Annotated in this window: 11 protein-coding genes and 1 pseudogene; 1 reads left to right on the forward strand and 11 read right to left on the reverse strand. The window is 57.9% G+C overall.

Going from position 1 to position 13,691, the window contains the following annotated elements:
- Position 1: 1 nt before the first annotated feature.
- From C8N30_RS12510 to C8N30_RS12550, 9 genes are all read right to left on the reverse strand, one after another.
- On the reverse strand, positions 2-934 hold the full coding sequence (locus C8N30_RS12510) for a carbohydrate kinase family protein (protein ID WP_025061304.1): 933 nt from the start codon (positions 932-934) through the stop codon (positions 2-4).
- Positions 931-2,397, reverse strand: coding sequence for a xylulokinase (gene xylB, locus C8N30_RS12515; protein ID WP_025061305.1), 1,467 nt, complete (start codon positions 2,395-2,397; stop codon positions 931-933). Before xylB ends, C8N30_RS12510 begins: the two co-directional genes overlap by 4 nt.
- A complete protein-coding gene (locus C8N30_RS12520) occupies positions 2,394-3,860 on the reverse strand; it encodes a mannitol dehydrogenase family protein (protein ID WP_037967791.1) in 1,467 nt (488 codons plus the stop codon). The genes xylB and C8N30_RS12520 overlap by 4 nt, the downstream gene beginning before the upstream one ends.
- Positions 3,860-4,633, reverse strand: coding sequence for an L-iditol 2-dehydrogenase (locus C8N30_RS12525; RefSeq protein ID WP_025061307.1), 774 nt, complete (start codon positions 4,631-4,633; stop codon positions 3,860-3,862). Before C8N30_RS12525 ends, C8N30_RS12520 begins: the two co-directional genes overlap by 1 nt.
- Entirely contained in the window at positions 4,630-5,634 is a 1,005-nt protein-coding gene (locus C8N30_RS12530) for an ABC transporter ATP-binding protein (protein ID WP_025061308.1), read from the reverse strand. Before C8N30_RS12530 ends, C8N30_RS12525 begins: the two co-directional genes overlap by 4 nt.
- Before the next feature lies 1 nt (position 5,635).
- Entirely contained in the window at positions 5,636-6,466 is an 831-nt protein-coding gene (locus tag C8N30_RS12535) for a carbohydrate ABC transporter permease (protein ID WP_025061309.1), read from the reverse strand.
- Positions 6,467-6,480: 14 nt separating this feature from the next.
- Positions 6,481-7,347 carry a carbohydrate ABC transporter permease gene (locus C8N30_RS12540; RefSeq protein WP_025061310.1) on the reverse strand — a complete coding sequence of 289 codons (867 nt, stop codon included), beginning with the start codon at positions 7,345-7,347 and terminating at the stop codon, positions 6,481-6,483.
- A gap of 147 nt (positions 7,348-7,494) precedes the next feature.
- Positions 7,495-8,814, reverse strand: coding sequence for an ABC transporter substrate-binding protein (locus tag C8N30_RS12545; RefSeq protein ID WP_025061311.1), 1,320 nt, complete (start codon positions 8,812-8,814; stop codon positions 7,495-7,497).
- A 104-nt stretch (positions 8,815-8,918) separates the two neighbouring features.
- A complete protein-coding gene (locus C8N30_RS12550) occupies positions 8,919-9,953 on the reverse strand; it encodes a LacI family DNA-binding transcriptional regulator (protein ID WP_037967792.1) in 1,035 nt (344 codons plus the stop codon).
- A gap of 626 nt (positions 9,954-10,579) precedes the next feature.
- Between C8N30_RS12550 and trpS the strand changes: the two genes are divergently transcribed.
- Positions 10,580-11,581: a tryptophan--tRNA ligase gene (trpS, locus tag C8N30_RS12560; protein ID WP_025061314.1), complete on the forward strand. Its 1,002-nt coding sequence runs from the start codon at positions 10,580-10,582 to the stop codon at positions 11,579-11,581.
- A 290-nt stretch (positions 11,582-11,871) separates the two neighbouring features.
- Here the strand turns inward: trpS and C8N30_RS12565 are convergent, their stop codons facing one another.
- Together C8N30_RS12565 and C8N30_RS19650 are read right to left on the reverse strand one after the other, a co-directional pair.
- Positions 11,872-13,260: a hypothetical protein gene (locus tag C8N30_RS12565; protein WP_025061315.1), complete on the reverse strand. Its 1,389-nt coding sequence runs from the start codon at positions 13,258-13,260 to the stop codon at positions 11,872-11,874.
- Between the two features lie 263 nt (positions 13,261-13,523).
- A pseudogene (locus C8N30_RS19650) lies at positions 13,524-13,691 on the reverse strand (integrase); the annotation flags it as partial.

The raw sequence follows: 13,691 nt of genomic DNA on the forward strand, positions 1-13,691 counted from the left end.
TTTACGGCAGCAGTTCTGCTTCCCACGGAGGATTTGCTCCCGCGCGTGAGACTGTGACCGCCGCGACCATGGCACCGTAGCGGAGCACGGTTTCAAATGTAGCGGCGTCGAGTGTGGTAAGATCCGGCTTTTTCAAAAGGCCCAGCATGGATAGCTTTGCCAGAACCCCTGCATTGAATGTGTCGCCTGCGCCGACCGTATCGACGATCACGGCTTTTGTCGCAGGGACCGAGACCCGGATGCCATTTGCCAAATACCCATTGGCCCCTTTCGACCCTCGTGTCACGATCACCATGGACGCACCCTTGTCCAGAAGGGCATGGGCTTTTGCATCCAAGTCCGAGGGAGCGGGGGCAATCCAGTCCAGATCTTCGTCCGAGACCTTGATGATATCAGCCCGCCGGATCACCCTGTCCAGACGGTCGCGGTAGCGCGCCTTATCGATGATAAAGCTTTCGCGGATGTTGGGGTCGACCATGATGACGCGGCTATCGGCCTCCTGTACCAGAAGCGCCGTGTAGGCCTCGGCACAAGGTTCGCAGACAAGGCTGATACCGCCAAAAAAGAGCGTTGATACTTCATTGTGCAGGCTGGGCATATCCTCCAGACCAATCATGCGCCCCGCCGAGTTCTCATCAAAAAAGCTATAGGTGGCATGCCCCTCAACCAGCTTTACGAATGCGAGAGTGGAGGGGCGATCTGCGGTAATAATGTGGGAGGTATCTACATGGCTGTCTTGTAATGCGGTCAAAAGTTGCTGGCCGAACATATCCTGCGATAGGCCTGTCAACATGCCTGCCTTCACGCCCAGACGACCCAACGCGATTGCGGTATTGAATATCGCGCCGCCTGTATGCGGGACAAAACCGTTCTGCCCTGTTGCCGTTGGCGTCGGAATCATGTCGATCAGGGCCTCGCCGCAGCATAGGATCATATCTCGCCCCCCGCTGTGTGGGACTTCAGGAGGTGATAGCCTGCGCGAAACGCGAGGTAGGCCGCGTCATAGGCATCGGTCAACGCGGCAATCGGCTCGATAATCTCCGCCGTTGGCACCCTGCCCATGATCTCCGACACAGGCGCGCCCAGCGTGGCGGTCATGCCAAGCCGCGCAGCACCCATGGCAGCCCCGAATTCGCGCCCCTCCGGAAGGTGGAGCGGTGTTTTTATCACTGTGGCCAGCAGCGACAGCCAATAGCGCGAGGTACTGCCACCGCCGATAGCAAACAGATGTGCGGGCTTGCTACCGCCGGAGATGAGCGCCTCGAACCCGTCGCGCAAGCCGAAACAGACACCTTCCAGAACGGCGCGTGTAAGGGCATCGCGGTCGGTATCTTTGCCGAGGCCCACAAACCCTGCACGGATTTCCGCATCATTATGCGGGGTCCGCTCGCCCGAGAGGTAGGGGAAAAATTGCACGCGGCCGGGTGGTTGGAGATCATCTCCAAGAGCGAATGTCAGCGCCTCCGCGCGGGCGCCGGTAATGGACGACAGCCATGTAAGACAGTCGGCAGCCGACAGCATGACGCTCATTTGATACCAACGCTCCGGCACCGCGTGACAAAAACTATGCACGGCCGTCTGCGGGTCAGGGTGGTAGCGGTCGCGCGCCAGAAGCAGGACACCGGACGTGCCAAGGGAGACGAAACCCTCTCCCTCCTCCAGCAAGCCCAGACCGCAGGCCGCAGCGGCATTATCGCCCGCACCCCCAGCGATGATTACCTCGCCGCTCAGGCCCCAGTCGCGGGCAAGCGAGGCGCGCAAGCTCCCTGCTTTCTCGCTCCCCTCAACCAGACGCGGCATCTGACCCGCGCGCATATTGCTGTGCGCCAGCAGCGTATCGGACCATTCGCGGCCGCCCACATCGAGCCATGAGGTACCCGCGCTATCGGACATGTCGGCCACATGATCGCCAGTAAGATAGTGGTTCAGATACCCCGCAGGCAGCACAACCTTGGCAGTGCGCCGGAAGATGTCAGGCTCATGGCTGCGCAGCCAGTCCAGTTTGGGCGCGGTGAAGCCCGCAAAAACGATGTTGCCGGTGAGGGCGCGAAAGTCGGGCAGCGCATCAAGGGTACGCGCCTCGCGATGGCTGCGCGTGTCGTTCCACAACATGCAGGGGCGCAAAACTGCATCATCCTCGTCCAGCAAAACAGCGCCATGCATCTGGCCTGCAACGCCAATGCCTTTCAGACCCTCAAACGCGGGATACTTTGCCCGCAGCGTGGCGATGGCGGCTTCCAGCGCTGCGATCCAGTCTGCGGGGTCTTGTTCGGACCAGCCTGGATGGGGATTGAACGTCGTGAATGCCTGCTCCGCCGAGCCGATTGGCGCGCCGTTCCCATCCACCAGCAAAGCGCGCAACCCCGAGGTCCCGATATCAATCCCGAGAAAGCTCATGAGTCACTATAGGCGGCGAGGGCGGATGTGACTCCGCTGGTGTAAATCAATGAAAGCCAGCGCGAGAAGGCATCGGCAAAACGGCTGTCATCGGCCAAATCGCCGTAGAACTGCCGCATCTCCAGCCATGTTGCAGGCGTGCTCCGCGCAGCTTTTGCCACCCTGTGCAGCGTGGCCCAATTGGGATCATTGGGCGCGATGGGGCTTCCGTCCTCGCGGGTGCCTTCACAATACCGCGCCCAAAGGGCGGACACCAAGGCAAGGCCGCTCACGGGGGTCCCTGCGTCCAGTGCTTTGCGGATGGAGGGTACGATAAACCCCGGTTGTCTGCTTGAGCCGTCGAAGGCGACGCGCCGTGTGGTGTCCGCAATTTCGAGGTTGGAAAAACGTCGCTCTACCAGCTCGAGGTATTCGTGCGGGGTGTAGCCTGGAACGCGTGGCATATGCGGGGTGACTTCCTCTCCCACAACTTTGTGCAACAGGGCGCGGATCTGGGGGTGGGCCATCGTCTCGGCGATCGTGGCCAAGCTCAACAACTCGCCGGCGGCGGCAATCACCTGATGCCCGCCGTTCAGGACGCGAATTTTCTGCGTCTCGAAGCCATGCACATTGTCTGAGAAGGTGACACCAACGCGGGCCCAGTCGGGGCGCCCTGCACAGAAATCATCCTCCAGCACCCATTGGCGGAAATTCTCGTGGGTGACAGGCACGGCATCGTCAATACCAAAGCTTTTTGCCAATGCAATTTCCGCAGCACCGGTCGCGGGCACGATGCAATCCACCATCGAGTTGGGAAAGCTGCACGTGCGCCCGATCCACTCCGCCAGTGCCATATCCGACATGCGTGCAAGCGCGACGACCGCCTGACGCAGCACTGCGCCGTTGCCTTGCAGATTGTCGCAGCTCAGACAGGTGAAGGGCCCTGTGCCTCCATCGCGGCGCTGTCTGAGGGCGGCAATCATAGCGCCGAATGCCGTAACAGGGCGGTCAGGGTGCGCGGCGTCATGCACGATGTCGGGGTGGGCTGCGTTAAAGCCGCCTGTGGCCGCGTCAATATAATACCCGCCCTCCGTCACAGTGAGCGAGACGATGCGGATCCTTGGATCCGTCATTTGCGCGATCAAGGCGGCGTTGCCCTCCTGCACCGGCAGGAAATCAATCATCGAGGCGCAGACTTCAGCGGATTTACCATTCGGCGCCAGCTCGATCAGGGTCGTTAGGCAATCCTGCGCCAAAAGCTTGTCGCGCTGTGCCGCATCGCCCGCGCGCACGCCGGCACCGATGATCGCCCAGTCATGATCAATGCCCGCTTCGAACAGGCGGTGTCGATACCACGCCTGATGGGCACGGTGGAAATTACCCAGACCGATATGGACAATCCCTGCGGATAAATCAGCGCGGTTGTAGGCGGGTTTGCGGATTCCGCAGGGGAGTTGGGCAAGGTTTGCCAGGCTCGGTTTCATCAGCTCATCCATTGGCCGCCGTCGACGTTATACGTCTGCGACACGATATAATCGGAATCGGGCGAGGCGAGGAAAACCGCCATGCCAGTGAGATCGTCAGGCACCGCAAAGCGGCCTGCGGGTACGGCGGCGGCCACTTCGGCCTTCTTCTGGCCGGGTTTTTTGCCCTCCAGCTTGGCGAACATGGCATCGACATGCTCCCAATGGGCACCATCCACCACGCCGGGGGCGATGGCATTGACGTTGATGCCATGGGCAATCAGGTTCAGCCCCGCAGATTGGGTCATCGAGATGACCGCCGCTTTGGTAGAGCAATAGACCAGCACAAGGCTTTCGCCGCGCCGCCCTGCTTGCGACGCCATATTGATGATCTTGCCGCCATGGCCTTGGGTGATCATCTGCTGCGCCGCCGCCTGCATCGTGAAAAGTGTGCCAGCCACATTCACGGCATAGAGCCTGTCAAAACTCTCGCGTGTGATGTCGACGGTCTCGGAGGCGTCAAACAGGGCTGCATTGTTGATCAGGATATCAAGCTTGCCTGCACGCGCGACCACGCTGGCAATGGCGCCGTCAATGCTGTGCTGATCGCTCACGTCGAGGTGGACGGCATAGGCGCCATCCCCCAATGCACGGGCTGTTTGCGTCGCGGCATCCATATCTACGTCGGCAATCGCCACTGTCGCACCCTCGGTCAGATACCGATCGGCAAAGCCGCGACCGATGCCGCGGGCAGCTCCTGTAATCAGGGCAGATTTTCCAGCAAGCCGTGTCATGTGATGCGCAACCCTGCGGCGTCAAAGCGGTGCATTTGGTCCGCGAGCGGCGTCAGATAAATCGTATCGCCGTGTTTTGCCGCGATATCGCCGGTGATGCGCACGGTCATCATCTCCATCAATCCAGTGTCATGCACATGAATGAAGGTGTCGGAGCCCAGATGCTCTGCCACACCCACGCGACCTTTCCAGAGCCCTTCGGTCTTGGACACGGTCAGATGCTCGGGGCGGATGCCGATGGTGGTAGCGTCATGTTTGGCTGCCTCCGTTCCCTCGATTAGATTCATCTTGGGCGATCCGATAAAGCCCGCCACGAATTTGTTGCGCGGCGTGTGATAAAGCTCCAGCGGGGAGCCGACCTGCTCAATCACGCCTGCTTGGAGCACGACGATCTTATCGGCCATTGTCATCGCCTCAACTTGATCATGGGTCACGTAGACCATCGTTGTTTTCAGCTTTGCATGTAGCTCCATAATTTCGAGCCGCATACCGACACGCAGGGCCGCATCAAGGTTCGAGAGCGGCTCGTCGAACAGGAACGCAGAGGGTTCGCGCACGATGGCACGGCCAATGGCCACCCGCTGCCGCTGTCCGCCCGAGAGCTGACCGGGCTTGCGGTCCAGATAATCGGTGAGGTTCAGCGCCGCGGCAGCGGCGTCGATCTTGGCTTTTTGGGTCGCCTCGTCAAGGCCCGCCATCCGCATCGGGAAGGCGATATTCTTGCGCACGGTCATGTGCGGATAAAGGGCGTAGGATTGGAACACCATCGCCAGACCCCGTTTGGAGGGGGGCAATGTCGTAGCATCCGTGCCGTCTATGCTGATATGGCCGGAGGTCGTATCCTCCAGACCGGCAATCAGCCGCAAAAGCGTGGATTTGCCACAGCCCGAGGGACCGACGAAGACGACAAATTCGCCCTCGTTGATGTCGAGGTCCAGCGGCGGGATGACTTGGTTGTCGCCAAAACTCTTGGTGACCTGATTGAGGGATATCTGGCCCATATTATTTTACGGCTCCGAATGTGAGGCCCCGAACGAGCTGTTTCTGAGAGAACCAACCCATGATTAGGATCGGTGCGATGGCGAGCATGGAAGCCGCCGAAAGCTTGGCGTAGAATAGACCTTCGGGTGCCGAAAAGCTTGCGATGAACGCGGTGAGAGGCGCTGCATCAACGGTGGTAAGCAGGATGGTCCAGAACGCTTCGTTCCAGGCGAGGATGATGTTGAGCAGAACCGTCGAGGCGATACCGGGCAGGGCCATCGGCGTCAGCACATAAAGGATTTCAGATTTCAGACCTGCGCCATCCATACGCGCGGCTTCCAAAATCTCACCGGGGATCTCTTTGAAGTAGGTATATAGCATCCAGACAATGATCGGCAGATTGATCAGCATCAAAACCACGATCAGCAAAATACGGCTATCCATAACACCCAGCCATTTGGCCAGCAGCACTAGCGGGTAGAGGACACCGACAGCTGGCAGCATCTTGGTGGAAAGCATCCAGAGCAGGATATCTTTGGTGTTCTTGCCCGGCACAAAAGCCATCGCCCAGGCCGCAGGCACAGCGATCATGATGCCCAGCACGGTGGAGCCGACGGCGATGATGATCGAATTCATCAGCGCCTTGGGATAGTTGGAGCGCGCCTGCACGTCGATGTAATTCTCAAGCGTCCAGTCAAAGAAAAGCCAGACAGGCGGATCGGCAATCGCCGTCGCCTCGGATTTGAACGAGGTCAAGAAGGTCCACAGGATCGGGAAGAACATCATCAGGCCGAAGGTCCACGCAAGGGCGGTCCACATGATTTTCTTCTGAGGTGTGATTGCGCGTGCCATGGTGGTGTCCTCCCTTAGCTATCGAGGTTCTTGCCAACGATCCGCATCAGGAAGATCGCGATGATGTTGGCGAGGATGACAGCGACAATGCCGCCCGCCGAACCCAGACCGATGTTCTGGCTTTCCAGCACGCGCTGATAGACCAGATAGGTGAGTGTGCGGGTGCCGAATGCGCCGTTTGTGGTGACGAATATCTCGGCAAAGATCGATAAAAGAAAGATCGTCTGGATCAGGATCACCACCGTGATGGCGCGGCTTAGGTGCGGCAGGATGATAAAGCGAAAGCGCGACCAAGCAGGCGCGCCATCCATCTCGGAGGCTTCCAGCTGTTCGCTGTCGAGCGATTGCACCGCCGTCAGCAGGATCAGCGTGGCAAAAGGCAGCCACTGCCAGGCAACGATAATGATGATCGAGAACAGCGGCGCTTGACTGAGAAAGTCAAACGGCTCAAGCCCGAAAAACTTGTAGCCATAAGAAAACAGCCCGTTGTCCACGTTGAAAAACATGTTCTTCCACACCAATGCCGACACAGTTGGCATGACAAAAAAGGGCGCTATGACAAGGATGCGCACGATGCCTTGGCCGAACATCGGCTTGTCCAGCAAAAGCGCCATGGTGACACCGCCTGTGATCGTGATCGCGAGGATACTCCCCACCATCCACAGGGTTGTGAACAGCGAGGACAGGAACGAGCTGGAGGTGAGAAAACGCGCATAATTGTCGAAGCCGATCCAAGGCTCGAAAACGCCGCGCATGGGGCGGTAATCAGCAAAGGAGAAGTACAGCGTCATGCACAGCGGGACCAGCATCCAGACCAGCAAGACAAAGACTGCCGGAGCGATCATAATACGGGCCGCGGATCTTGAATGTGCTGTCGCCACGGGAAGGCTCCTCAGTCTTGTTCGGGGTTGAGACGATCTGGGACTTGCGACAATACCGAGTGGAATTCGCGGAAGGCTCAGAAAAGGGGTGGGGTAGGAGGGGTCCAAGCGGCGCAATGGCGCGCCGCTTGGCCGAAGTGCAAGGGTTCAGTAGCCCGCAGCTTCGATTTCTTCGACCGTCAACTCTTGTGCTGCGGCAAGGGCCTGCGCCGCTGTCTGGTTGCCGGCAAGTGCGTCAGAGAACTGCTGGCCCACCTGGTTTGCGATGCCTGCAAACTCGGGGATCGCAACAAACTGGACACCTGTATAGGGCACCGGATCAACCGTCGGATTGGTCGGATCGGCGGAGTTGATGCTTTGCAGTGTCATGGCCGCAAAGGGGGCAGCATCCAGATACTCTTGGTTCTCATAGAGTGATGTCCGCGTGCCGGGAGGGACGTTTGCCCAACCCTCATTGGCGGCGACCAGCTCGGTATAGCTCTTGCTTGTTGCCCAGCTCACGAACTTCTTGGCGGCGTCCTGCTTCTCGGAGGACTTGGGAATGGCCAGTGACCACGCCCAAAGCCAGTTGCCACGCGGGCCAAGGCCGTTGTCCGGCGCCAGCGCAAAGCCGACACTGTCCGCAACGGTAGAGTCCGCGCCCGTCACAAAGGATGCCGCAACAGTTGCGTCGATCCACATGCCGCATTTGCCCTGCTGGAACAATGTCAGGTTCTCGTTGAAGCCGTTGTTGGCGGCACCATTGGGGCCGGACTCGTTCATCATGCCCAGATAAAAGTCGAGCGTGTCTGCCCAAGGTTGAGTGTCGAACTGTGCGTTCCAGTCCTCATCGAACCAGCGTGCGCCAAATGAGTTGGACATGGCAGTCAGAAACGCCATGTTCTCCCCCCATCCTGCCTTGCCTCGTGCGCAGATACCGTTGATCTCGTTGTCACGGTCGGTCATTGCGGCAGCCGCTTCGCGGATGAACGTCCATGTGGGCGCATCGGGCATTTCCAGCCCTGCTTTCTCCATCAGGTCCGTGCGGTACATTACCATTGAGGATTCACCATAGAACGGTGCGGCATAGAGGTTGCCGTCTACCGTCAGACCGCCCGCAATCGCAGGCAGCAGATCGCCCGCATCCCAGTCGTCGGCCATACCGTCGTTGAGAGACACCAGCCAATCGTTGTTGCCCCAGATCGGGACTTCGTAGGTGCCGATTGTCATCACGTCATAAGCACCGCCACCGGTGGAGATGTCGGTCGTCACGTTCTGGCGCAGAACATTCTCTTCCAGCGTGACCCATTCGAGTGCGATGTCGGGGTTCTTATCGGTGAAGTCAGCGGTGAGACCCTGCATGCGGATCATGTCGCCGTTGTTCACGGTCGCAATTGTGAGTGTCGTGACCTGATCCTGTGCGGCTGCGATACCGACAGTCAGGCCAAGCCCCACTACAGTGCTCAGCAGTGTTCTTTTAATAGACATGAACGTCCTCCCTTTTTTACATGCGTAAAGATTGCGGGTGACTGAGATTCAAGTCAAGCTATTTTTTAAGCGATGCTTTTGCTGCAATGCAGCAATTTTAGGCGCTATGCGGATTCGCGCAATTTCAACTCGCCATCAAAGAGCGTGATTTCAGGCTCATCCCCTGAAACCTCCCCGCGAATGATCTGCATGATCCTTGAAACGGCTTCCTCGCCAATGGCATCCGTGTTTTGGGCAACGGTGGTGAGTGCGGGGGTCAGAAAGGGGCACAGCGGGTAATCATCGTGCCCCGCGATCCGCAATCCGCCCTTTGTACCGCGCGAAGGGGAGAGCCCATGCTGCGCTGCCGCGCGGAGAGCGCCGATCGCGACACGGTCATTCGCGCAGAGAATCGAGCGATCCGTCAAGCGTCCTTGCGCAAACGCATCCCCCAGAACAGCCTCTCCATGCTCTTCGAAATACCCGTTTTCCCTGACCGCTTCGGTCCCAAGAATTTCCGGCTCAAACCCCAATTTCTCCATACGCGCGATATATGCGACTTCGCGCTCAAGGGCGTTGAAATTGACCCGCGGCATGGCGAGAAAAGCGGGAGGGTCGCCGACCCGACATAGGTATTCAGTAATTAACCCAGTACTTTGGGTGTGGTTTGACCCCACAAAATCAACGTTCGGCATTGATTTGGGGCGCGAATCCAGCAACACAAAAGGCATCCGTGATTTGAGCCGCAGATGCACAGACTGGTCACTCTGATCGCCCAGCGGAGCCACAAGGGCCCCATCGACATTCATCGACATCAGGGTCTCGGCGGCACGCGCTTCGATCGCGGGATCGGAGTGGGAGCATTGTGTGATAACGGTCATGCCCGCTTCAAAGGCGGCGACTTCAACAGATTGCAGGAGCTTGGTGAAGAACAGGTCATTAAGATAAGGAATGATGACCCCTATAATGCCTGTCGTCTTGCGGTTCAGGCGGGTCGCGAAGAAATTTGGAACATATTCAACGCGCTCGAGTCCTGCTTGGATACGTTCGACTGTCTTTGTCTTGACCGAGCCCGGATCCTGAAAAAAACGCGAGAGGGTTGGCCTTGATACGCCAATTGCGACCGACAATTCTTCCATAGTCTTAATGCGGGGCTTCATGGTTTCAGCGTCCTTTGATCGGTGTCTGACCTATCATATAGGCCTGAGGGTGCGCGTCGAGATAAATTTACGCTTGTAAATTAATTTTGACCCTTTCTTTTACATATTGGGTGTGAAGGTGGCATTTAAAGCAATGCAAGTTGCTCTTAGATTGAGTTTGGTCAGACGTATTGATCCAGTAAAAACCTGCTCATGCTCTACTGAAGAAAAATGGCGATGAGCATGCAATGCACGGGAGCAGTGAACGTTTGAGGCTGCCCTGGAATATCCGACAGTCATGCATCAGGCTGCATTGGTGAGTTTGGGCTCGAACGGCGGAAAGCGGACCTTCGCTGCAAGCGCGAAATCTGAGATCAGCATGCGAAGATGCAGACCCTCAATATAGAAATTGTATGCATGTGTATTGGAAGCCCGCTCTGAGCCCTTACTACCATTTGATTGACGCGCGATCTTCCCGGCGATAGCAAGTATTTCATGGAAAACACGATAATCATCGCAATGAATTGGTGGCTGGCCTCCTGACAGGGTGGCCGGATTACCAAACGTATTCCGAGGCCGCCGCATGGGCGGCCTATTGTTTTCCAAGCTTCCCAATGCACCGCCTCTCGTTTCAGGGGAAGAAGCAAATGAACAGACCAACTATTCTGACCGGCGACCGCACAACGGGACCGCTTCACATCGGGCACTATGCAGGCTCGCTTGCAAACCGGCTGCGCTATCAGGACAGCCATGAACAATTTCTTTTGCTGGCTGATACCCAGGCTCTAACCGACAACGCCAATGATACGGAGAAGGTGCGGCGAAGCGTGATCGAGGTCGCGCTGGATTATCTGGCCGTGGGCATTGATCCCGCGCGCACGACCATCTGTCTGCAATCACACCTGCCGGCGCTGGCCGAGTTGTCGATGCTCTACCTAAACTTTGTCACGGTCGCGCGGCTCGAACGAAACCCGACGATCAAAGACGAGATCCGCGCCCGCGGATTCGGGCGCGATATTCCGGCTGGATTTCTGTGCTATCCGGCAGCGCAGGCGGCGGACATCACGGCCTTCAAGGCGACCATCGTGCCGGTCGGTGAGGATCAGGCCCCGCTCATCGAGCAAACGAACGAGATCGTGCGGCGCATCAACGCAACAGCAGGCAGCTCCGTTCTGCCCGAGGCGCAGGCGATCATCCCCAAGTTGGGCCGGTTGCCTGGTATCGACGGCAAGGCCAAGATGTCTAAATCCGGAGGCAACGCAATCGCTCTGTCCGCATCTTCGGAGCAGATCCGAAGTGCCGTCAAAGCGATGTTCACAGATCCGAACCACCTGCGCGTTAAAGACCCGGGCTGCATTGAAGGCAATGTGGTCTTCACCTATCTTGACGCCTTCGATCAGGACCAGGACGGGCTTGCCGAGCTCAAGGGACAATATCAGCGCGGCGGGCTTGGCGATGGCAAGATCAAGGCGCGTCTGGAAGCGATCCTTCAGGAGCTCATAGGCCCAATTCGCCAGCGTAGGGCACAGCTTGCCGAGGACCGAGGCTACATTCTTGAGGTGATCAAAGAAGGCACGGCACGGGCGCGCGACCGCACTGAGGCGACAAAGCGGGATGTGGTGAGTGCCTTGGGCCTATTCCAATTGTAGATCAGCACGGGCGGGCGATCCGGATGAAGGTCCGTTTCGCCCGCACTGTGGACCTTTGGGTAGTCAGATTGCTGCACAAACGACGAATGACCGCTTTGGGGACGCCGCACCGCTGCTTTAAAAACCAGCACGAAGGTCCGTTAAGGGCCGTTGAAATCGACGCATGCGTTCCCCTTGAAAGCGGCTTTCTACACTGCCGCATGGCGGCTCCGAGCCCGGAGCGGTCAGACTGTCCTGCCTTTTTGTCTCCGAAGTTCCGGCCTCTGCGTTCGATCGCGAAGCTGGCGTGATCAGAATAGATATGCAAATGTAACGAGCCAGACCGACAACACAACGCCACAGATCAACGTGTAGGCACCATTCCACACCAATCCGACGCGGGTTGCGCTTATACCGCCAAATGAACCTATCAGAAGGGTCGTCGCCGTGAATGGCGAACTCGCACCGCTCAGCGCCCATCCCGATGTGATCGCGACAACGATCGCTATCGGCTGCACTCCAAGATCAGTGGCTGTCGGAATGAGCGGCGCAATCAGCGTAACGGCAAGGATGGGGTTCATGCCGATCTGTCCAGCCAACGGGATGATCCAGACTAACGATACCAGAATGATCCAGGCCGGTAGGTAAGACGGGTCGAACCCGGTCGCCTGCATCATTGGAGCAAACAGTTGCGACCCCGCTGTGCCAATGAAACCCGCCATCATCAGCAAGGTCAGCTCCCCACGATAGCTGGGAAGCTCTTGCAGCACGTAAGCCTTGATATGTCCGCACGTGGTAGAAACTGGATTTTCGTTCCAATGCTGAAGAAGCATCCAAACAACCGCGATGCAAGGCACTAGGATAGCGACAATACCCACCACTCGAACCTGTGTCAGCGCGCTCAGTGTCACCACGCCAACGAGCAAAACCGCCAACAATAGCGCCAGCGGTAGCATCGTTGCCCAGGTTCCTTCCGGGGCGCTGCGGACCGGCTTAACTGTCAGCCGAGGCTTGAAGATCGAGTCAAGTGACCAGCCGATCCCTGCAAGCAGGAACGATGTGATCAAGCCTGGAACCAATGCCTCGCCCCAGCTGGTGTCCGGAATGACGCTGACAGTGATCGCAACCGCAAAGGAAAGCGGCGACCATGGCAAGGCCGAGACAAAGGCGCGTTGAATTGCTAGAAGCATCCGCCGAATACGGTGCCTGCGGATTTCCAGATTGGGTTCGGAGTTCGCATTGGCTGTCGCCAGCGAACCAAGCAGTTGAAGCGACCCGTAGTTCAGAAGTAAGGCAAACGCTTGGCCGCCAACGGTCAATGCTGCATAGCGCCTGCCAGGGGGCTGACCTGCGAGGAAGGTTCCGGCTCGCTGGATCGCCGGAGATGTCTGCGCCACCGTACGAAGCGTTGACAGCGCGGTGAAAAAGGCGCCGATGAACGCAGCGGTTTCGAGCCCGCGCGTAATGATCAAGCGCCAATCAGTGTTCGTGGCAACCAGCGAGATACTGATGAGCATGGCCACGGCGACAAACGCCTTGCGGGACCATCGCACCTGAAAAAGAAGGATCGCAACGACGACAAGAACGAGAAGCGGTTTGGCAGGCTGCGTCCACTCTGCGACACCCCATTCCCTGCAAATTACAAGCGCTGTGATAGCGCAAAGCAGAAGACCGACCGTTCTGTTTGCCAAACCGCCCATCAAAATGACCTTCTGTACACTAATAAGTTTTTAGTGTGCGGGCTGTTAGCACAAGTTGCAAGTTGTGACCGCACAGCGAGATCCTCTTCATCCCGCGACGATACGATGACGTTCATCGAATGTGTTTTGTCCCATAGCCGACAATCAAGCCGCCAGAATGCTGCAAAATGCGCGAATGGCCGCAACGCGAAAGCTGCGACGCAGCGTCCCAAGGATCGGCCAATGGCCGGTTTGGGCCGTCCTTGCCGAACGACCTATTTAGATTAAATCCCAATAATTTCCGCGATTGCTAAAGCGTCTTCAAGTTCAACGCCAAGATATCGCACAGTACTGTCCATCTTGGTGTGACCCAGCAGAAGCTGAACGGCACGCAGGTTGCCCGTCTTCTTATAGATCTGGGTGACCTTTGTGCGTCGCATTGAATGGGTGCC

It is taken from the genome of Sulfitobacter guttiformis (assembly GCF_003610455.1).
Taxonomy (GTDB): domain Bacteria; phylum Pseudomonadota; class Alphaproteobacteria; order Rhodobacterales; family Rhodobacteraceae; genus Sulfitobacter; species Sulfitobacter guttiformis.